The following is a 20,157-nucleotide window of genomic DNA, read 5'->3' as shown; positions in this document are numbered from 1 at the left end:
TGCTTGTCATGGCCTGCAAGTCCCCCTATAGGTCGCAACACCCTGACGGCCCGCTAACCGGGCGGCCAAGACTTACCGGTGCGCCCTGCGATTCGCCAGTGTGGCAATCCGGAATTCGCCACAGCTGGGACGAGCGCGATGCGCGAATTCCGGATTCTGAGCCACACTGCCAACTTAAGTTCTGGTGTGGTTTGGATTTGAAGTTCCTGAACGCGGATGCCGTTGAGGGGACAGGAACTTCAAATCCGAACCACACCAGTGCGCTTTATCATCGCGGAACCATGCTGACGCTTTTCCACCATCCCATGTTCGCCACCTGCCGCTTTGTCCGCCTCGCCTTTGGCGAGTATGGCGAGGAGCTGGCGCTGATCGAGGAGAAGCCGTGGACCCGGCGCAAGGAGTTCCTGGCGCTGAACCCGGCCGGCACGCTGCCGATCCTTTTGGCCGAAGGCGACGTACCGATCGTCGGCGCAACGGTTATCTCGGAATATCTCGATGAGACGCGCGGGGTCTTGAAGCGCGACAAGCGGCTGTTCGCCGAGGATCCGATGCAGCGCGCCGAAATCCGCCGGCTGATCGACTGGTATCTCAACAAGGCCGAAAGCGAGGTCACAAGGCATCTGGTGCGCGAGCGCGTGCTGAAGCCGATCATGCCGGAAACGGCGGGCGGCGGCTCACCCGATTCAGGCGCGATCCGTGCCGCGCGCGCCAACATCCGCCAGCACATGAAATACACCAACTGGCTGGCCGGCACCCGCCATTGGCTGGCCGGTTCCAGGGTCACCTATGCCGATCTCGCCGCCGCCGCGACGCTGTCGGTGCTCGACTATCTCGGCGAGATCGACTGGCGCGAACACACTGCCGCGCGCGAGTGGTACACGCGGGTGAAGTCGCGGCCCTCCTTCCGGCCGCTTTTGACCGACCGGGTGCGCGGCCTGTCGCCGGTGTCGCATTATGCGGACCTCGACTTCTGACGCCGCGAAACTGCGCGCGCTGATCGACGCGGAGGCGCGTCGCGCCGGCTTCGACGCCGTCGCCGTCACCTCTCCCGATGCGATCCCGTTAGCGCCGTCGCGGCTGGCCGAATTCGTCGCCGACGGTTTTCACGGCTCGATGGACTGGATCGCCGAGACGCTTGCGCGGCGCAGCGAGCCTTCCACGCTCTGGCCTGAAGTGCGCTCTATCATCGTGCTGGCGATGAACTACGGACCGGACCACGATCCGCGCGATCTGCTGGCCAGGCGCGACCGGGGCGCGATCTCGGTCTATGCGCAAAACCGCGACTATCACGAGGTGATGAAGGGGCGGCTGAAGGAGATCGCCGGCAAGATCGTCGCGCGCGCCGGCGGCGACGTCAAAGTGTTCGTCGACACTGCACCGGTCATGGAAAAGCCGCTTGCGGAAGCCGCGGGCCTGGGCTGGCAGGGAAAGCACACCAATCTAGTCAGCCGCGAACACGGTTCCTGGCTGTTCCTCGGCACTATCTTCACCACCGCCGAACTTGCGCCCGACCGGGCCGAGATCGACCATTGCGGCTCCTGCCGCGCCTGCCTCGATGCGTGCCCGACCGATGCCTTCCCGGCGCCCTATAGGCTCGATGCGCGGCGCTGCATCTCCTACCTCACCATCGAGAACAAAGGGCCGATCCCGCATGAATTCCGCGAGGCGATCGGCAACCGCATCTATGGCTGCGACGATTGTCTAGCCGCTTGCCCCTGGAACAAGTTCGCCAGGGCGGCTTCCGAGGCAAAACTCGCCGCGCGCGACGATCTGCGCGAACCGGCGATCGCCGACCTGCTCGAACTGGACGATGCGGCCTTCCGTGCCTTCTTCTCGGGCTCGCCGATAAAGCGCATCGGCCGCGACCGCTTCCTCCGCAACGTTTTGATCGCGGCCGGCAATTCCGGTGATCCCGCGCTCGCCGGCACCGTGCGCGGACTGCTGGACGATGCCTCGCCGCTGGTGCGGGGCGCGGCAATATGGGCGCTGGCGCGGCTTGTGCCCGATGCCGAATATGCCGAACGGGCCGCCATCGGCCTGGCAACCGAGAACGATGCGGCGGTGCGCGAGGAATGGCGCCTGGCGCGGCCAACCAGGGCACATGCATGAGCGAAAAACAGGTCTTCATCTTCGGCGCCGGCTACTCGGGCAAGGCCTTTGCCCGGGCCAACCCGGGTGCTGCCGCGATCATCGGCACCACGCGCTCGCCCGACAAATTCGAGGCGCTGCGCCAGGCCGGCATCGCACCGCTGTTGTTCGACGGCGCGCTGACCGCTGAAGTCGGCGAGGCGCTGAAGAAAACGACGCATCTGATGGTTTCGGTCGCCCCCGACGACGCCGGCGATCCCGTGCTGAATGCCGCCCGCGCGGCGATCGCTCGAATGCCGGCGCTGGAGTGGATCGGCTATCTCTCCACCGTCGGCGTCTATGGTGATTATGCCGGCGCCTGGGTCGATGAAACAGCCGAATGCCGGCCGGTGTCGAAGCGCTCGGTGATGCGGGTCGCGGCGGAGCAGGATTGGCTGAAGCTTGGCAGGGACATCGGCCGGCCGGTGGCGATCCTGCGGCTATCCGGCATTTACGGTCCGGGCCGCAACGCCCTGGTCAATCTGGAAAACGGCACCGCGAGGCGATTGGTCAAGCCGGACCAGGTGTTCAACCGCATTCATTGCGACGACATTGCCGGCGCGCTCTGGCAGCTCATCGGGAGCAACAAAGGCGGCATCTTCAACGTCACCGACGATGAGCCGGCGCCGCCGCAGGATGTCGTCGCCTATGCCGCGTCGCTGATGGGCGTCACGCCGCCGCCCGAAATTCCTTTCGACACCGCCCAACTTTCGCCCATGGCGCGGTCCTTCTATGGCGAGAACAAACGGGTCGCCAATGCGGCGATCAAGGCGGCGGGCTATCGTTTTCGCTTTCCGGATTACCGCACCGCCTTCGACCATATGTGGGCTGACGGCAACTGGCGCGCCGGCGAAGCGCGTAGCCCGATGAAGCGCTGACTGTTGCGTGCTATGATTCGGTCTTGGGCTTGCGTTGGGGATCCGGTTTCATGAATACGGCGATGCGGCTGGGCAAGAAATCACTGTTGGCGGCGGCACTTGGCCTGCTCGCTCTCGCTGCGCAGCCTGCAATGGCCGAGGAGCGGGCCAAAGACCTGTTCGGCGCCAAGAAACTGCCGGCGGCGACCGCGGCGCAGTCAATCGGCTTCTACTCCAAGGGCTGTTTCGCCGGCGGCGTCGCCATTCCCATGGACGGCCCGACCTGGGAGGTGATGCGCCCCTCGCGCAACCGCCGCTGGGGCCATCCGGCGATGATCGCGGTGATCGAAAAATTGTCGCGCGACGCTGCCGCCGATGGCTGGCCCGGCCTTTTGATCGGCGACATTTCGCAGCCGCGCGGCGGCCCGATGCTGACCGGCCATGCCTCGCACCAGATCGGCCTCGATGCCGACATCTGGCTGACGCCGATGCCCAGCCGTCCGCTGTCGGCGGTGCAGCGCGAATCGATGAGCGCCACCTTGATGGTCGACGAGAAGACCCATCTGGTGAAGGACGCATTGTGGACGCCGCAGCACACGGCGCTTCTGAAACGGGCGGCAAGCTATCCGCAAGTCGAGCGCATCCTGGTCAATCCGGGCATCAAGAAAAAGCTCTGCGACACCGTCAAGGGCGACCGCGCCTGGCTGCGCAAGGTCAGGCCGTTCTGGGGCCACGACTATCATTTCCACATGCGCATCGGCTGCCAGCCGGGTTCGCCCAATTGCAAGGCCCAGGAAACGACGCCGGATGATGACGGCTGTGGCAAGCCATTGGCCTGGTGGTTCACGCAAGAGCCCTGGCGGCCCAACAAGAACCCCGATGCGCCGAAAGCCCGCGACGTGATGACGATGGCGAACCTGCCCAGCGAATGCCGCGCCGTGCTCGACGCGCCAGGGCCGGCCTCGGCCGAAGCCGCGACCTACCATGGCGGCGCAGTGCCGGTCGCGGTCGTCGCGCCCGAACCGAAAGCGCCGGCACAGCCCGTCACCACGGTCAGCGGCGCTGGCGATTTGCCAAGCGCGGCCAATGCGTTCGCAGCCACCCCCAGGATGGGCGCTCCGGTGCCGCGGCCACGACCGCCGGCGAACTGACCGCCGCGCACAATGATAGCGTCCCTCGCCCCGTTTACGGGAGAGGATGCCGGCAGGCAGGTGAGGGGCGGCGCCGGCGCTTGAAAACTGGCACTGAAGCGGCTTTCCCTTTGCGGGACCATGCGCTAGTCAACGACGAGGCGGCGAGAAGCTGCCGAGAACGAGGCGGACGAAGAGCATGGCAGGCGATGACGACACTTTGCTGCGGTTTCCGATCCTGATCGGCGACATCGGCGGCACCAATGCGCGCTTTTCGATCGTGCTCGACGCCAATTCCGAACCTACCGAGCCGCAAATCGTCCAGACCGCCAACTACAACACCATCGACGAGGCGATCCAGGCGGCCGTGCTCGACCGCTCGTCGGTCCGGCCCAATTCGGCGGTGCTGGCGGTGGCCGGCCCGGTCGACGGCGACGAGATCGAGCTCACCAACTGCCCATGGGTGGTCAAGCCCAAACAGATGTTCGCCAATCTCGGCCTGAGCGACATCGTCGTGCTCAACGATTTCGAGGCGCAGGCGCTGGCCGTCGTCGCGCTCGGCGAGGAGCACATGGAAAAGATCGGCGGCGGCACGCCGGAGCCCAATGCCGGGCGCGTGGTGCTCGGACCCGGAACGGGCCTCGGCGTTGCCGGGCTGGTCCATGCACTGCGCCACTGGATCCCGGTGCCCGGCGAGGGCGGCCATATGGACATAGGCCCGCGCACGCCACGCGATTTCGAGGTTTTCCCGCATATCGAGAAGCTCGAGGGCCGCATTTCGGGCGAACAGATCCTATGCGGACGCGGTCTCGTCAACGTCTACCGGGCGGTGGCCAAGGCCGACGGCAAGCCGGCGCCCTTCACCACGCCGGCCGAGGTCACCGGCGCGGCATTGGCCAAGACCGATCCGGTCGCGCAGGAAGCGCTGGAAACCTTCGTCACCTGCCTCGGGCGCACCGCCGGCGACCTTGCCCTTGTGTTCATGAGCCGTGGCGGCGTGTTCTTGACCGGCGGCATCGCGCAGAAGATCGTGCCGGCGCTGAAGCAAGGCAATTTTCGCGCCGCTTTCGAGGACAAGGCGCCGCACAGCGCGCTGATGCGCACCATGCCGGTCTATGTCATCACCCATCCACTGGCCGCACTTCTGGGCCTTGCCGCCTATGCCAGGAACCCCTCGCTGTTCGGCGTCCAGACGGCGGGCCGGCGCTGGCAGGCCTGAAGCTCAGGGGCCGCGATCCGCTTGGGCGCCCCCGCGACGAAGTTAATCAGCCGCGGCCATAGGCAAGCCGGCCGCATGGCGCTAAGAGGGGTGCCGAATTTGCAGCCCGGTCCTACGAGGCGGGAAACCACGAAGCGCTCCCGATTTGACCCTTCAAGCCCCACACAAACAGAAAGTCCGGCCCAGCGAGGTCACGGCGGTGCTCCGCCGCATCCTCGCTGAAAATGGCAATGAGTATCGCTGGACCTATGTCGTTGCCGTCACCTGCCTGCTGATTGTTTCCGGCACCACTGCCTTCACGGCGTGGATCATGGCCCCGATGATCAACCAGATATTCTACGAACGGCGCGGCGATATGATCGTCTGGATCTGCGCCGGTTTCATGGGCGCCTCCGTGCTGCGCGGCTTCGCCGGCTATGGCCAGGCTGTCGCGCTTGCCAAGATCGGCAACAATCTGGTCGCGCGCTACCAAAAGCGCAGCTTCGACCATCTGATGAAGCTCGGCGTCGACTTCTTCAACGATACGCGTTCCGGTCGGCTGGCGGCACAGGTCAACGAGAATGTCGGCGGCGTTCGCGATCTGCTGTCGCTGACACTGACCTCGATCAGCCGCGACGCGGTCACGCTGGTCGCTCTCGTCGGCGTCATGATCTACCAGGATCCGGTGTTGTCGCTCAGCTCGCTGCTGATCGGCCCGCCGCTGATCTGGGCCGTCGTCCACATCACCCGCCGGCTGCGGCGTATCAACAGGGAATCCGTGCTGATCAATTCGCGGCTGAACGGATCCGTGCAGGAGGCCACGCAGGGCATCGCCATCGTCAAGGCCTTTACCCTGGAGCAGGAACTGGCACGGCGCATCGGCATCATGGCCGATACGGCCGAGCAGCGTAACAACAAGATCGCCCGCGTCTCGGAGCGGCTGTCGCCGATTTCCGAGATCCTGGGCGGTCTCGCCATTACTTCCGTGCTTGCCTATTCCGGTTACCGGGCGCTGGTGCTGGGGCAACCGCCGGGCGCGGTGTTTTCCTTCATCACCGCGCTGATCATGGCCTACGACCCGGCAAGACGCCTGGCGCGCACACAGGTGGGCATGGAACGGGCGCTGGTCAACGCGCGCATGATCTACGAGCTGCTGGACCTGGAGCCCAAACAGGGCGACGCGCCCGATGCCGTCGAGGCCAGGGTCACCACCGGCGAGGTGCGGTTCGACAATGTGACGTTCGGCTACAGCGCCGACCTGCCGGTGCTGAGGGATCTGAGCTTTACCGCCGCAGCCGGCAAGGTGACGGCGATCGTCGGTGCGTCGGGCGCCGGCAAATCGACGCTGGTGGCGCTCCTGCAGCGCTTCTACGACGTCGACCAGGGCACCATCGAGGTCGATGGCCAGGACATCTCGAAAGTGACCAAGCATTCGCTGCGGCAGTCGATCGCCTATGTGGCGCAGGCACCCTATCTGTTCGAGGGCACGATCCGCGACAACATCCGCTACGGTCGTCTGTCGGCCACGGACGCCGAGATCGAACAGGCGGCCAAACAGGCGGCAGCCGACGAGTTCATCCGCCAGCAGCCGCAAGGTTACGACACGCCGGTCGGCGAAGGCGGCTCGACCCTTTCCGGCGGCCAGCGCCAGCGCGTCTCGATCGCCCGCGCCATCGTGCGCCAGGCGCCGATTCTGCTGCTCGACGAGGCCACATCGGCGCTCGACAACGAGGCCGAAGCGCGCGTCCAGGAGGCGCTGACGCATGTCATGCAGGGGCGCACGACGATCGTCATCGCGCACCGGCTGTCGACGGTGATCAATGCCGACCACATCATCGTGCTGGAAGAGGGACGGCTGGTCGAGGAAGGCACGCACGCGACGCTGATGGCCGACCCGGACAGCATCTATGCCCGCTTCCACCGCATACAGGGCGTCAAGGGCCTGGGGCTTGTCGACGACAGCGCGCCGATCCAAACTTCGGGCCGAGACCTAGAGACGCAAAACATCGCCGGGAGCACGGCATGAGCGAGATATCGGCAACAACCGGCAAGCCTGCAAGCGATGGCAAGCCTACAGGCGATATGGGCCTCGTGGTGGTGGGCGCGGCCGGCCGCATGGGCCAGACGCTGATCCGCGCCATCCACACCATTCCGGGCGCGCGCGTCATCGGCGCCGTCGAGCGGGCGGGCTCGCCCCATCTTGGCAAGGATGCCGGCGAATTGGCGGGCATCGGCATCATCAATGTGTCGATATCAGACGATCCGCTGCCGGCCTTCGCCAAGGCCGACGGCGTGCTCGATTTCACCACCCCGGCCTCGACGGTCGAATTCGCCGGCTACGCTGCGCAGGCGCGCATCGTCCATGTCATCGGCACCACCGGCTGCTCGGCGCAAGACAATGCGAAAATCGCGGCCGCCGCGCGCCACGCGACGATCGTCAAGTCAGGCAATATGAGCCTCGGCGTCAATTTGCTGGCGGTGCTGGTCGAACAGGCGGCGCGGGCGCTCGACGCCGACGATTTCGACATCGAGATCCTCGAAATGCACCACAGGCACAAGGTCGACGCGCCGTCCGGCACCGCGTTGCTGCTCGGCGAGGCCGCCGCCGCCGGACGCGACATCGCGTTGGCCGGCAATGACGTGCGTTCACGCGACGGCCACACAGGCGTGCGAAAAACCGGCTCGATCGGCTTTGCCACGCTGCGCGGCGGCTCTGTCGTCGGCGACCACAGCGTGATCCTGGCCGGCACCGGCGAGCGCATCACGCTGTCTCATCATGCCGAGGACCGTGCCATCTTCGCCCGCGGTGCCGTCAAGGCGGCGCTTTGGGCACGCGGCAAGAAGCCGGGGCTGTATTCGATGCGGGACGTGCTCGGCTTAAGCTGAGGCGGACCGTCACATCTTGTAGCGATTGTAGGGAGCAAACATGTCGAGAACCCTCGTGCTCGTGCGCCACGGCCAGAGCGAATGGAATTTGAAAAACCTGTTCACCGGCTGGCGCGACGTCGACCTGACCGAGCAGGGCCATGCCGAAGCCAAGGCCGCCGGGCAAAAACTGAAGGCGCGCGGCCTGAAGTTCGACATCGCCTTCACCTCTGCCCTGGTCCGGGCGCAGAAGACCTGCCAGCATATTCTCGACGCCGTCGGCCAGAGCGACCTCGAGACCATCCGCGACCAGGCGCTGAACGAGCGCGACTATGGCGACCTTTCCGGCCTCAACAAGGACGATGCCCGCAAGAAGTGGGGCGAGGACCAGGTGCATGTCTGGCGCCGCTCCTACGACGTGCCGCCGCCCGGCGGCGAAAGCCTGAAGGACACCGGCGCGCGCGTCTGGCCCTATTACCTGCATGACATGCAGTCGCACGTGCTGCGCGGCGGCACCGTGCTGGTTGCCGCCCATGGCAACTCGCTGCGCGCGTTGATCATGGCGCTGGACGGCAAGTCGGGCGAGGAGATCGTCAAGCTGGAACTCGGCACCGGCGTGCCTGTCATCTACCAGCTCAACGCCGATTCCACCGTCGCGTCGAAGGAAGTGCTGGAGGGCTGAGCCGGCAAGCGGCGAACCGCTTTGAAAAAAGCGCGTTGACAGCAATCACTTGCCCGCTTACATGAGCCCGCACCAGCCCAGATGGCGGAATTGGTAGACGCGCACGGTTCAGGTCCGTGTTCCGCAAGGAGTGGAGGTTCGAGTCCTCTTCTGGGCACCAAATTCCCGTTTCGAACCGTTCTATGTGGTTCAGACGCTTAGACAAAAAGCCCGGTTCGTCCGGGCTTTTTTGTTATTCCGCGGCAGCAAGCTGTCGGCCCTGGCTGTACTCAGACCAAGCCTGTCTCAGGATCTGAACGGACGAGGTCAGGAATATCCCGGCCATCAGTGCGGCGACGACGAGATCCGGCCAGGCGGTGGATGTGCCCCAAACCCCTATGGCGGCAGCCATCACCACCACATTTCCGATGGTGTCGTTGCGCGAGCAAAGCCAGACCGAGCGGACATTCGCGTCGCCATCCTTGTAGGGACGCAGCAGCAGGACGGAGGCGAGGTTTGCCGCCAGCGCCATGAAGCCGATGACACCCATGACCTCCGCACTCGGAACGCCGAGGATCATGGTCTGGTAGGCCGTCGAGCCGAACACCCACAGCGCCATGACGAACAGCGACAGGCCCTTGAACAGGGCCGCCGTCGCGCGTGTCTGCAGGGTCGCGCCGATCACGGCGAGGCTGAGGCCGTAGGTGACGGTATCGGCGAGGAAGTCCAAGGCATCGGCCTTGAGGGCTTGCGATCCGGCCAGCTGCCCGGCAACCATCTCGGTGAGGAACATCGCGCCGTTGATCGCAATGACAGCCCAAAGCACGCGTTTGTAGCGAATATCCATGCCATCGAAGACGGCCACGCCGCCCGAGCAGCATGAGGCATTCGCCGAGCCCACACCTGCCGCTTCCGCCTTGCCGATCCCGGCCGGCAGCACCAGAGGCGGCGGGCCTGCGCAGATCGTTGTTTCGTGAGCGCAGCAATCGTGAGCCATTGAAAATCTCCATGTTTCAAGCCACTCTAGTTCCTCTAGCCACTAGAGGTTCAAGGGGTTTTATGGATTTCTCAATCGGCGAGCTTTCGCGGCGAACGGCGGTGAAGGTCCCCACCATCCGCTACTATGAGCAGATCGGCCTGCTGCCGGCGCCACCGCGCACCGACGGGCAGCAAAGACGCTACGCCAAGGGCGCCGTTTCGAGGCTGGCTTTCATCAAACACGCCCGCGAACTGGGCTTTGAGATCGACGCCATTCGGACGCTGCTGGCGCTTCAGGACAGACCAGAGCAGTCCTGTGCGTCAGCCGACGCCATAGCCAAGGCCCGGCTGGCGGAAGTCGAGAGCAGGATCGCCAGCCTCAACGCTCTGCGACTGGAGCTGGCACGCATGGTCGATGAGTGCGCCTGCGGCCGGGTGGCTGAATGCCGGGTCATCGAGACTTTGGCTGATCGGAGCCATGAACACGGCCCTTTGGCTCTGGGGTGAAGTGTCCAATCCGCATGGGCTCTGCTCGGCGGCCAGCCAAATGTCAGCTGCAGCACGGCTTTCCCTCAATTGCCGTTGCACAACATGAAACGCTAGCCTTCTGTTGCTCCTCGAGCCATCGGTCGCGCGGCTTGCAGCTCGCTGGCCGCGGTGACAAGTCGACACGCACGGTGCCCGCGACGATTTCGGGCAGGGCCGCGCTGTAGAGTTGCATGGGCCGCACGCCGTCGCTGACCTCGAAGGTCAGCTTGGCCGAATGGTCGAGCCCGACATGCTCGGTTACCTTGCGGATGATGGCTGAGAACCTGGCCGCCGGCATATGCGTGCGTTCGGCCTCATCCACATCAAGCAACTGCACAAAGATCTCCGACCAGGATTCGGGATTGGCGCCGCAATCGAGGGCGGCGAACTGGCCGGCCTTCACTTCGGTCACGTGGTAGCCAGACCGCACCGCGTGTCCGTCATAGACAAACACCAGGGCTTTTTCCCCGTGGGCGGACAGGAACCCAAGCAAGCCCTCTATGGTGATGTCGGCCGAGCCGGGCGGCAGGATATGGTCGAATTCGGGGTGGTCGAATTCGTTGTTGTCAGGGCCGACCATCTGCGGTAATCCTTATTTTGATATTTTTAGGATTATTGAAATATGGATGAACGTCAAGCCCTTTCCGCATTCGGGGCGCTGTCGCAGGAAACGCGCCTGAGGCTTTTGCGGCGGCTGGTCATTGCCGGGCCAGACGGCATCGCCGCCGGCGTCCTGGCCGAGCAGATGGAGGTCTCGCCCTCCAACGTCAGCTTTCACCTGAAGGAACTTGAACGCGCCGGCCTGGTCGCTGCGCGGCGAGATTCCAGGTCGATTGTCTATAGCGCCGCGTATGACGCGCTGACCGGCCTTATCCGGTTTTTGATGGAGGATTGCTGCTCCGGCCGGCCGGAAATCTGTTCGCCGGCGCTCAACCCGACATGCTGCGTCCCGAACGATGGAAGCCGTGCCGATGCCTGAATACAGCGTGCCGCGCCGTGTCGCGGCCGAGGCGCTCGGTACTGCTTTCCTCGTCGCCACGGTGGTCGGCTCCGGCATCATGGCCGAGACGCTGACGCCGGACAAAGCTGTTGCGTTGCTCGGCAACACGCTGCCGACAGGCGCCATTCTTGTGGTCCTCATCACCATCCTGGCGCCCATCTCCGGAGCGCATTTCAATCCGGCGGTCACGCTGGTCTTCACAGTCCTGCGGCAGCTGCCGATGAGCTTGGCTGGACTGTACATCGTGGCCCAGACCCTCGGCGGCATTGCCGGCACGGTGACGGCGCACGCAATGTTCGGCCAGTCGTTCGTGCAGGCCTCAACACATATACGCACCGGCGGCGCTCAATGGCTGTCTGAAGGTGTCGCGACCTTTGGCCTGGTCGCCGTCATCCTGGCGGGCGTGCGGTTCGAGCGGAAAGCTGTTCCCTGGCTGGTCGGTCTCTACATCACCGCCGCTTACTGGTTCACGGCATCGACGTCGTTCGCCAACCCCGCGGTTGCCGTGGCGCGTTCGCTGTCCAACACCTTTTCCGGCATTCGGCCTGCCGACCTTCCCGGATTCATCGTCGCCGAACTGGCCGGCGCACTCATAGCCGCCGGCACGATGAGCTGGCTGCTTTCGCCAGCCTCAACCGTCGCACACACCGAAAGGGCAGCGCCATGACTGTCACCATCTATCACAACCCGGCTTGCGGCACGTCACGCAACACGCTGGCTCTGATCGAAGCGAGCGGCGAAACGCCCGAAATCATCGAGTATCTGAAAAATCCGCCCTCGCGCTCTCGCCTTGTCGGCCTGCTCAAGGCCATGAACATGCCCGCGCGGGCGCTGCTGCGTGAGAAGGGCACGCCCTATGCCGAGTTGGGCCTCGCCGACGCAAAATGGAGCGAGGACGAGTTGATCGACCAGATGCTCGCCCATCCAATTCTTATAAACCGGCCGATTGTCGAGGCCCCGCGCGGCGCGCGGCTTTGCCGGCCGTCGGAGCTGGTGCTGGACTTGCTCGATCACCCCGTGGCCCGCTTCACCAAGGAGGATGGTGAAGCGGTGACCTATCCGGCCCGTTGATGGGCCGAGACCACCCGATGCCGGACCGTCGCGTCATCGTCACGACGCTCGGGCTCACGCAAATCATGGCGTGGGGCTCTTCCTACTACCTGCCGGCGGTCATTGGCCCTGCCGTGTCGGCTCGGACCGGCTGGCCGTTTCCCTGGGTGATCGGCAGCCTGTCGCTCGGGCTGCTGGTCGCCGGCCTGATATCGCCGCATGTCGGCGCGGCAATCGAACGCCATGGCGGCCGCATGACGCTCGCCTTCAGCGCCGTTTGCCTCGGCATCGGCCAAGCCGTGCTTGCCGCGTCGCCGAACCTGGCCGTCTTCGTCGCCGGCTGGCTCATCATGGGTTTCGGAATGGGCGCCGGCCTTTACGATGCGGCCTTCGGCACGCTCGGACGGCTGTATGGGCGCGGTGCCCGTTCGACCATCACCAGCCTGACGCTGTTTGGCGGCTTCGCCAGCACGGTGTGCTGGCCGATTTCGGCGCTTCTGCTCGATGCGTTCGGCTGGCGCGGCGTGTGCCTGGTGTATGCGGCAATCCAGCTCCTGGTGGCGTTGCCCGCCTATCTGCTCGTGCTGCCGCGTGGCGTTCCCGCCGAACCCCCGCTCGCGGCGACCACCGGCCCGGAAGCCGGCCTGGCGCCGCGCAGCCTGCCCCTGATGGCCACGCTGGGGGCAAGCATCACGCTGTCGGCGGTCATATCGTCTACATTGTCGGTGCATCTGCTGACCGTGCTGCAGTCGACTGGCCTTGCGCTCGCTGCCGCGGTTGGCCTTGGCGCGCTGGTTGGCCCTTCGCAGGTCGGTGCCCGGGCCGTAGAGATGGCCATCGCCCGCTATCATCATCCGATATGGACCAAACTGGCGTCGGTGGCATTTGTCGTCTTCGGCGTTGCCGCGCTGTGGACCGGACTGCCGATGCTGCCCGTCGCCCTTGCGCTTTACGGCGCCGGCATCGGCCTGGAATCCATCGCGCGTGGCACGTTGCCTCTGGCGCTGTTCGGCGCCCCCGGTTACGCGAAACTGATGGGTCGGCTTGCCATGCCAAGCTTGATTGCCCAGGCCGCCGCGCCATCGCTCGGCGCTCTCTTGCTGGAGCATGTCGGCGCGTCGGGCTTGCTGTCGGTGCTGCTTGGGCTCGCCCTTGTCAATGTCCTATTGGTCGCCGCTCTGCTCGCTTTTAAACGCAACTCCTCGCGACCTGTCCGCACCATCGTACCATCCTAGTCCAGATCGGATACACCGGTCGCGTACCACTATTGCACGATAGCATACCTCCACCGGCCGCTTTTTTTTGCTGGTTGGCAACGTATGTTGCCCAGTACGTTCAATATTGAGTCCATGGACAGGGTGGGAATGAGTGGTTTTCGCATCCGCATCGATTGGTTATCATCGTTTCGGACTCGGGCCGCGATCCCGCGATCTGTCTCTATTGGATGGCGATCCACGCACTGTTCTTCTCAATGAGCTGGATGAGCCGGACATTGCCCTCCTTACTGGTGGAGGTCTCCTGTCCGCCGCCGAAATCATCACGCAACGACATCGCCAGGATCGCCTTCCGCGCGGCTATCTCGCGGCGGCGATCCGCCGCCTCACCTTCTTCGTGCCGATCGATCGCCGGGTGCTCGAAGCGGAAGTCAGGGCCCGGATAGACCGCGCCCTGATCGCCAGGACAGGGCTCGTCGAGCGGCTGGTGACATTCTGGATGAACCATTTCGTGGTCGAGACCAGTGCCAATGGCACTGTCCGGCGCACCGCGGCGGCATTCGAGCGGGAAGCCATCCGGCCTTTCGTGCTCGGGCGGTTCGAAGACATGCTTGTCGCTGTAACCCGGCACCCGGCAATGCTTTCCTACTTCAACAGCGCCAATTCGGTCGGACCGAATTCGGTGATCGGGCGCCGGTCCGGGCGTGGCTGCAATGAAAACCACGCGCGCGAATTGCTGGAATTGCACACGGTCGGGGTCGAGGCGGGCTATTCGCAGGCAGATGTCAGCGCGCTGTCGAAAGTGTTGACCGGCTGGAGTTACAGGGGCGCCAGCGAGCATGATGAACTCGCCGATGACTATGGCTGCTTTTGTTTCACCGCGGATGCACACGAACCTGGCGGCCAGCAGGTCATGGATGTCGACTATCCGCAAACCGGCCTGGATCAGGGCGAGGCGGTTCTGTCCACCCTGGCGGGCCATGAAGCAACGGCAAGGCGGATCGCCTGGAAGCTCGTCCGTCACTTCATCAACGATGATCCCGCGCCCGACATTGCCGAAACGATCGCGGCAATCTTCCTGGAGAGTGCCGGGGATCTGAAAGCGTGCGTACGAATGCTGCTTCTCCACGACAAGGCGTGGGGCCCGGCGGTGAAGATCAAGAGCCCCAGCGAATTCCTGTGGTCGGCTCTCAGGGCACTGGATCTCCGCACCGATGTCGCGCAGGTCGCGCGCGTGTTGAGTGCACTTGGGCAGCCATTGTGGAATCCGAACGCTCCCAATGGCTTTCCTGATCACGCCGATAGCTGGCTGGCGGGCAATGCGATGACCGATCGCCTCGATTTCGCCGAAGAGCTGGCGGCGCGCGCCCGTGTCGACCTGGATCCGCTGGCCCTCGTCGATGCGGTGCTGGGCACGGCCTGTTCCGCAACCACGCGGGAGCATATCGCGCACGCCCGAAGCAGATCCCAGGCGCTGGCTTTGCTGCTCATGAGCCCGGAGTTCCAACGCAGATGACGGGGACGCCCCCCATGCCTGCCTCAAACGGCAGTTTCGTCGCCTGGTCGAGAATGCCACGCATGGCCCACGCGGCGCCGCGCGATCCACGGATGGTGGTCGTGATCCTGCGCGGAGCCTTGGACGGTCTGGCCGTTACGCCACCCATCGGGGACCCGGATTACGCGCGGTTGCGGGGCGAGCTTGCGATTGGCGTGGCCGGCATAGGCCGCATCCTGTCATTGGACGGCTTTTTCGGCTTGCACGACGCAATGCGGACATTGCACGACCACTACGTGGCCGGCGACACCCTGATCGTCCATGCCGCCGCCACGCCCTACAGGGATCGATCCCATTTCGACGGCCAGGATGTCCTGGAAAGCGGCATGCCCGGACCGAGAGATACAGCATCCGGCTGGCTCAATCGTGCGGTGCTGGAACTTCCGGTCGGCGACCGGATCGAGGTTGCCCGGCCGGTCGGACTGGCCGTCAGCCCCACTGTCCCGCTGATTTTCCGCGGTGCCGCACCCACATTGACATGGACGCCGCCAAATTTCCGGTCAGCCTCCCCGGACACGCAAGATCGCCTCATGGGGCTTTATGGCGAAATCGATCCGGCGCTCTTGCGTGCCTTTATCGAGGGCCGCGAGATAGACAGCCTGTCGGCTCATGGCGACGATCCGGTGCCGCGCACAAGAATGGCCGGGCCTTCCTTTCGCGAAGCTGCGGAGGGCGCGGCGAAATTGCTTGCGGCCGAGTCCGGCCCGCGCATTGCCGCACTCAGCTTCGACGGCTGGGACACGCACGCGAAAGAGGGCGCCAAGGACGGGAAGCTGGCAAGGCTGTTGGCGGCCCTGGACGGCGCTTTGGAGGGTTTGGTCAGCGGCCTGAAGTCCGTCTGGCACGATACCGTTATCGTGGTCATCACCGAATTCGGGCGCACGGCGCGGATCAACGGCAATGAGGGGACCGATCACGGTACCGCCACGACGGCCTTCCTGATGGGTGGCGCCGTCAACGGCGGACGGGTGGTCGCGGACTGGCCGGGACTTGGAACCTCGCAATTGTATCAAGGCCGGGACCTGATGCCGACCACCGATCTTCGGGCGGTGCTGAAGGGCCTTCTGCGCGACCATCTCGGCATCTCGGAGCTCGCTCTGTCACAACGTGTATTCCCGTCCAGCATCGCCGTCAGGCCTTTGAACGGGCTGATCGGGTAGCGCGCGTTGAACATCTGCGCCCGACGCCGTCTGTCGGCACCTCGTGTCGCTGGCCTCGCCTCCCGGCTAGGCATCAAACAAACCGCTTCAAACCCGGCGCCCGCTTCGTTACGCTCAAGACCATGTCTCAATTCAGCATGTCTCAATCCAGCACCGCGATCTTCGGCGCCCGTCGCGACCAGGCCTTTCCAACGCTGGCCGAGGTGGACATCGACCGGATGCGCCGGTTCGGCGAGGCCGCCGCCTATGCCGCCGGCGAGCACATCATCAAGGCCGGCGATGTGGCGCCAGGCCTGATCCTCGTACTGTCGGGCAAGGTCGATATCACACAGGATGGCGGGCTCGGCCGGCGCGAGACCATCGTCACCCATGGACCCGGCAGCTTCGTCGGCGAACTGGCGCAGCTTTCGGCCCGCCCCTCGCTGGTCAATGCCGAGGCCGCCGAACCGGTCGAGGCGTTCGTCATCCCCTCGCAGCGTGTGCGCGACCTGATGGTGCAGGAGGCCAATCTCGGCGAGCGCATCATGCGGGCGCTGATCCTGCGCCGTGTCGGGCTCCTGGAAAGCGCCACCAGCGGGCCGATCATCATCGGACCATCAGACAATGCCGACGTGTTGCGGCTGCAGGGCTTCCTGGCCCGCAGCGGCCAGCCGCACCGCGTGCTCGATTCCGCCAGCGACCCCTGCGCCAAAACCCTGGTCGAGCGCTTCGACGTCGATCCCCACCATCTGCCGGTCGTGCTGTGTCCGAACGGCAGGCTGCTGCGCAACCCCACCGAGAAAGATCTTGCCCGCTGCATCGGCCTGCTCAGGCCGATCGATGCCGATACCCTGTATGACGTCGCCATCGTCGGCGCCGGGCCGGCCGGGCTGGCGGCCGCGGTCTATGCGGCGTCCGAAGGGCTGTCGACCATCGTGCTCGACTGCCGGGCCTTCGGCGGCCAGGCCGGTGCCTCCTCGCGCATCGAGAACTATCTCGGTTTCCCCACCGGCATTACCGGCATGGCGCTGATGGCGCGCGCCTACAACCAGGCGCAGAAATTCGGCGTCGAAATGGTGATCCCCGACGAGGCCAAGCTGCTGAGCGCCACGACCGACAAATCCGGCGCCCGCTATCTGCTCGATGTCGGCGACGGCGAGACCGTGCGCACGCGCAGCGTGGTCATCGCCAGCGGCGCGCGCTATCGCCGCCTCGATGTCGCCAATTTGGCGCAGTTCGAGGGCACCTCCGTGCACTATTGGGCCTCGCCCATCGAAGGGCGGCTTTGCGCCGGCCAGGAAGTGGCGCTGGTCGGCGCCGGCAATTCGGCGGGCCAAGCCGCGGTCTACCTCGCCAGCCATGCGCACAAGGTGGTGCTTTTGGCGCGTGGCGGCAGCCTCGAAGCCTCGATGTCGCGCTATCTGGTAGAGCGCATCAGGGCGCAGCCGAACATCGAGGTGCTGACCGAGACCGAAATCGAGGCGCTGGAGGGCGAGGGCGGCAATCTTGCCACGGTGCGCTGGCGCAACCGCGTCAGCGGCGAGGAAACGACACGCCCGATCCGCCATCTCTTCCTGTTCATCGGCGCCGACCCGAACACCGACTGGCTCGCGCAGTGCAACGTGACACTGGACGCCAAGGGGTTCATCCGTACCGGATCGGAGCTGGGACCGGCGCACGGCCTGATGGAGACCAGCCTCGGCGGCGTGTTTGCCATTGGCGACGTGCGCTGCGGCTCGGTCAAGCGCGTCGCGGCGGCCGTCGGCGAGGGTGCCCAGGTGGTCGCCGCATTGCATGCCTATCTTGCGCAAACGAAGAGTTGAGCCTCAACTGGCAGGGAGAGTGTGATGGCGGATGAATGCAAGCATGCGGCTGGGATCAAGGACGTTACGCCGAGCGCGCTTGGCTGCGAGGAGTGCCTGAAAAGCGGCTCGTGGTGGGTGCATCTGCGGCTCTGCCGCACCTGCGGCCATGTCGGCTGCTGCGACGACTCGCCCAACCGCCACGCGACAAAACATTTTCATGCCACCAGCCATCCGATCATCGAAGGCTACGATCCGCCGGAAGGCTGGGGCTGGTGCTATGTCGACGAGGTCTTTCTCGACCTCGGCGACCGCACGACGCCGCAGAAAGGACCGATCCCGAAGTTTTATTGAGCGGGCCCCGAGATTCAAAGAAAAGCCCGGGTCGTCCGCCAGCCCCTAACTAATATTTGGAGCGGCTAGAATCCGTCGGCTCCACATTCTTTCCCGTTGGGATCTAATAGGCGTATGGACAAACCGGAAGCCTATCATTCGCTCACGGTGTGTGCCGGACTGTCAAAGCGATGGGAAAGCTGCCGCACAAATCGGTCATTGGCTCATACTGTGAATAGAATCGCATAACACCAAACGCATAGGAATTGCGCGCATCCAAATAAGAGAAAAACACGATATTTTGGAATTTTAGAATTCCACTCGGCAACAAACGCCGGAGGGATGGATTTATTATCTAAATTTACATGAGTTTGATTCCTATAACCAAGTCTTGCAAATTTCCCGAACCCTTTGTGTTTGCTCACAATTCTGACCTTCATATACAAGAAGGTGTGGACGCTGATCATGAATACCGCTGTAGAGATCATCGTCGCAAATTTCATGTGAAATAGATTACCTCCCCGAACCGCACAGGACCCTTGGCCAGTCCCAGCCGCATGGCTGGCGTCGTCCCATCCCTGCCGCGCTTCTTTCCCCACCCATCTTCAAGTTCCGCAGCCTTCCCGAAGTTCGAGCACAACGGGTCTTGCAGAAATTGACGTTCACCCCGTTGAAGGGGCGGGGAAGGTGCAGTTTTTCGTCTGGTTCAGATCTTTCCAGCAAGAGAGAACCCCGCAAGCCGTTGTGACTTACGGGGTTCGCTAGGAACTTCAACCCAGAAGTCCACATTTTGGTTAAGGGCTGGGGGTCGTCCGGGCCTTTCTTGGTCGACGCATCGTGCCATCCGATACCCTGTTGTCAGCGAACTGACAGGTTGCCTGTTCCAGTGTTCATCGAATCACGATCATCACGGCCCTGTCCTTGGACGCTCTCTTGAAAGAGGGGCTCGTCCTCGAACAAAGCTTTGACATGGTCGCGGCTAGTTTAGAAACGTTCAAAACTGGAAGACACGCATGAATCCTACCTATACGAGCGCGCAGAAGGCCATTCACTGGGCAGTGTTCCTGCTGGTCATCGGCCTTTATGGCCTGACATACGTCGAGGAGCTTTTTCCGCGCGGGGATCCGGGACGAGCGCTCGTCTGGTGGTTGCATATTTCGTTCGGTCTGCTGCTTTTTGCGCTGGTCGTCGTCCGAGTCGGCCTGCGCCTGACGCTTGGAACGCCCGGGTTGCCGACGGAAATGTCAGAGCTTGAGCGATGGGCGGCCAAGGTCGCGCATGTGGTGCTTTACGCGCTGCTGGTGGCCATTCCGGTTCTTGGCATCCTGCTGACCTGGTACCGGGACGATGCCTTGAGCTTCTTCGGCCTCTTCACCATCCCGGCCCCGATTTCGCCGGATCGCGACACGGCCCGGTTCCTCAGGGAGCTGCACAGCCTATGCGCCAATTCCATCCTCATCCTTGCCGGTGTGCATGCGGCGGCGGCGCTGTGGCACCATTATGTCCGCAAGGACGACGTGCTCAAGCGAATGCTGCCAGAAAGCATGGGCTCTTAGGCGTCCGTCCCCGGTCCACGCTGTTTTCATTCACCCGGAAGGCTTTGCCCTCAACCTTCTTTTTCTTCAGTTCATCGCCGGTTTGTTGCTGCGGTGAGCGCTTCAGATTTTGCTTCGTGTTCTCGTTCACGTCGAGGGTCATTATGGTAGCCGCAGTTCAACTG

General features: G+C 64.1%; 21 protein-coding genes and 1 tRNA gene. 19 read left to right on the top strand and 3 right to left on the bottom strand.

Translation table 11 applies throughout. The annotated features are described in order from the left end of the window. Positions 1 to 281 precede the first annotated feature (281 nt). The 9 genes from AC0NIH_RS03670 to AC0NIH_RS03630 all read left to right on the top strand — a co-directional run bounded on the left by AC0NIH_RS03670 (position 282) and on the right by AC0NIH_RS03630 (position 9,019). On the top strand, positions 282 to 974 hold the full coding sequence (locus AC0NIH_RS03670) for a glutathione S-transferase family protein (protein ID WP_013892024.1): 693 nt from the start codon (positions 282 to 284) through the stop codon (positions 972 to 974). Then, positions 955 to 2,109, top strand: a complete 1,155-nt coding sequence (gene queG / locus AC0NIH_RS03665; RefSeq protein WP_473466535.1) for a tRNA epoxyqueuosine(34) reductase QueG — start codon at positions 955 to 957, stop codon at positions 2,107 to 2,109. Before AC0NIH_RS03670 ends, queG begins: the two co-directional genes overlap by 20 nt. Beyond that, positions 2,106 to 3,005 (top strand): SDR family oxidoreductase, encoded by a 900-nt coding sequence (locus tag AC0NIH_RS03660; protein ID WP_473466537.1) that lies wholly within the window; start codon positions 2,106 to 2,108, stop codon positions 3,003 to 3,005. The genes queG and AC0NIH_RS03660 overlap by 4 nt, the downstream gene beginning before the upstream one ends. A 50-nt stretch (positions 3,006 to 3,055) precedes the next feature. Further along, positions 3,056 to 4,135 (top strand): penicillin-insensitive murein endopeptidase, encoded by a 1,080-nt coding sequence (gene mepA, locus AC0NIH_RS03655; protein ID WP_473466541.1) that lies wholly within the window; start codon positions 3,056 to 3,058, stop codon positions 4,133 to 4,135. A gap of 178 nt (positions 4,136 to 4,313) precedes the next feature. Further along, positions 4,314 to 5,333 carry a glucokinase gene (locus AC0NIH_RS03650; RefSeq protein WP_013892020.1) on the top strand — a complete coding sequence of 340 codons (1,020 nt, stop codon included), beginning with the start codon at positions 4,314 to 4,316 and terminating at the stop codon, positions 5,331 to 5,333. 145 nt (positions 5,334 to 5,478) lie between these two features. Next, positions 5,479 to 7,338 carry an ABC transporter ATP-binding protein gene (locus tag AC0NIH_RS03645; protein ID WP_473466543.1) on the top strand — a complete coding sequence of 620 codons (1,860 nt, stop codon included), beginning with the start codon at positions 5,479 to 5,481 and terminating at the stop codon, positions 7,336 to 7,338. Continuing rightward, a complete protein-coding gene (gene dapB / locus AC0NIH_RS03640) occupies positions 7,335 to 8,198 on the top strand; it encodes a 4-hydroxy-tetrahydrodipicolinate reductase (protein ID WP_051508531.1) in 864 nt (287 codons plus the stop codon). Before AC0NIH_RS03645 ends, dapB begins: the two co-directional genes overlap by 4 nt. 40 nt (positions 8,199 to 8,238) lie before the next feature. Beyond that, positions 8,239 to 8,859, top strand: a complete 621-nt coding sequence (locus AC0NIH_RS03635; RefSeq protein ID WP_023765324.1) for a 2,3-bisphosphoglycerate-dependent phosphoglycerate mutase — start codon at positions 8,239 to 8,241, stop codon at positions 8,857 to 8,859. A 75-nt stretch (positions 8,860 to 8,934) separates the two neighbouring features. Next, positions 8,935 to 9,019: transfer RNA gene (locus AC0NIH_RS03630), tRNA-Leu, on the top strand. Between the two features lie 72 nt (positions 9,020 to 9,091). Here the strand turns inward: AC0NIH_RS03630 and AC0NIH_RS03625 are convergent. Further along, a complete protein-coding gene (locus AC0NIH_RS03625; RefSeq protein WP_473466546.1) occupies positions 9,092 to 9,835 on the bottom strand; it encodes a cation efflux transmembrane domain-containing protein in 744 nt (247 codons plus the stop codon). Positions 9,836 to 9,897: 62 nt separating this feature from the next. Here AC0NIH_RS03625 and AC0NIH_RS03620 point away from each other — a divergent pair, with 62 nt between their 5' ends. Beyond that, positions 9,898 to 10,323 (top strand): MerR family transcriptional regulator, encoded by a 426-nt coding sequence (locus tag AC0NIH_RS03620; protein ID WP_287274131.1) that lies wholly within the window; start codon positions 9,898 to 9,900, stop codon positions 10,321 to 10,323. Between the two features lie 43 nt (positions 10,324 to 10,366). On the opposite strand, the gene AC0NIH_RS03615 is transcribed toward AC0NIH_RS03620, so the two are convergent. Then, positions 10,367 to 10,924 (bottom strand): DUF6428 family protein, encoded by a 558-nt coding sequence (locus AC0NIH_RS03615; RefSeq protein WP_473466548.1) that lies wholly within the window; start codon positions 10,922 to 10,924, stop codon positions 10,367 to 10,369. Positions 10,925 to 10,966: 42 nt separating this feature from the next. Here AC0NIH_RS03615 and AC0NIH_RS03610 point away from each other — a divergent pair, with 42 nt between their 5' ends. From AC0NIH_RS03610 to AC0NIH_RS03570, 9 genes are all read left to right on the top strand, one after another. Beyond that, positions 10,967 to 11,323, top strand: a complete 357-nt coding sequence (locus tag AC0NIH_RS03610; protein WP_023765328.1) for an ArsR/SmtB family transcription factor — start codon at positions 10,967 to 10,969, stop codon at positions 11,321 to 11,323. Beyond that, positions 11,316 to 12,011: an aquaporin gene (locus AC0NIH_RS03605; RefSeq protein ID WP_473466552.1), complete on the top strand. Its 696-nt coding sequence runs from the start codon at positions 11,316 to 11,318 to the stop codon at positions 12,009 to 12,011. Before AC0NIH_RS03610 ends, AC0NIH_RS03605 begins: the two co-directional genes overlap by 8 nt. Continuing rightward, positions 12,008 to 12,415, top strand: coding sequence for an arsenate reductase (glutaredoxin) (gene arsC / locus AC0NIH_RS03600; RefSeq protein ID WP_473466555.1), 408 nt, complete (start codon positions 12,008 to 12,010; stop codon positions 12,413 to 12,415). Before AC0NIH_RS03605 ends, arsC begins: the two co-directional genes overlap by 4 nt. Positions 12,416 to 12,432: 17 nt before the next feature. Beyond that, positions 12,433 to 13,629, top strand: coding sequence for an MFS transporter (locus tag AC0NIH_RS03595; protein ID WP_473466557.1), 1,197 nt, complete (start codon positions 12,433 to 12,435; stop codon positions 13,627 to 13,629). A 133-nt stretch (positions 13,630 to 13,762) separates the two neighbouring features. Then, on the top strand, positions 13,763 to 15,124 hold the full coding sequence (locus AC0NIH_RS03590) for a DUF1800 domain-containing protein (RefSeq protein WP_473466560.1): 1,362 nt from the start codon (positions 13,763 to 13,765) through the stop codon (positions 15,122 to 15,124). A 14-nt stretch (positions 15,125 to 15,138) separates the two neighbouring features. Continuing rightward, a complete protein-coding gene (locus tag AC0NIH_RS03585) occupies positions 15,139 to 16,323 on the top strand; it encodes a DUF1501 domain-containing protein (RefSeq protein ID WP_352712248.1) in 1,185 nt (394 codons plus the stop codon). A gap of 137 nt (positions 16,324 to 16,460) precedes the next feature. Continuing rightward, positions 16,461 to 18,125 carry an FAD-dependent oxidoreductase gene (locus AC0NIH_RS03580; protein WP_473466563.1) on the top strand — a complete coding sequence of 555 codons (1,665 nt, stop codon included), beginning with the start codon at positions 16,461 to 16,463 and terminating at the stop codon, positions 18,123 to 18,125. A 24-nt stretch (positions 18,126 to 18,149) separates the two neighbouring features. After that, complete coding sequence (locus tag AC0NIH_RS03575) at positions 18,150 to 18,458, top strand: UBP-type zinc finger domain-containing protein (protein WP_287274114.1); 309 nt, start codon at positions 18,150 to 18,152, stop codon at positions 18,456 to 18,458. A 992-nt stretch (positions 18,459 to 19,450) separates the two neighbouring features. Further along, complete coding sequence (locus AC0NIH_RS03570) at positions 19,451 to 19,993, top strand: cytochrome b (RefSeq protein ID WP_473466565.1); 543 nt, start codon at positions 19,451 to 19,453, stop codon at positions 19,991 to 19,993. On the opposite strand, the gene AC0NIH_RS03565 is transcribed toward AC0NIH_RS03570, so the two are convergent. After that, positions 19,959 to 20,135: a hypothetical protein gene (locus AC0NIH_RS03565; protein ID WP_473466568.1), complete on the bottom strand. Its 177-nt coding sequence runs from the start codon at positions 20,133 to 20,135 to the stop codon at positions 19,959 to 19,961. The genes AC0NIH_RS03570 and AC0NIH_RS03565 overlap by 35 nt on opposite strands. Between the last annotated feature and the right edge of the window lie 22 nt (positions 20,136 to 20,157).

It is taken from the genome of Mesorhizobium sp. WSM1386 (assembly GCF_055901595.1).
This window is presented reverse-complemented; position numbering and strand designations above follow the sequence as displayed.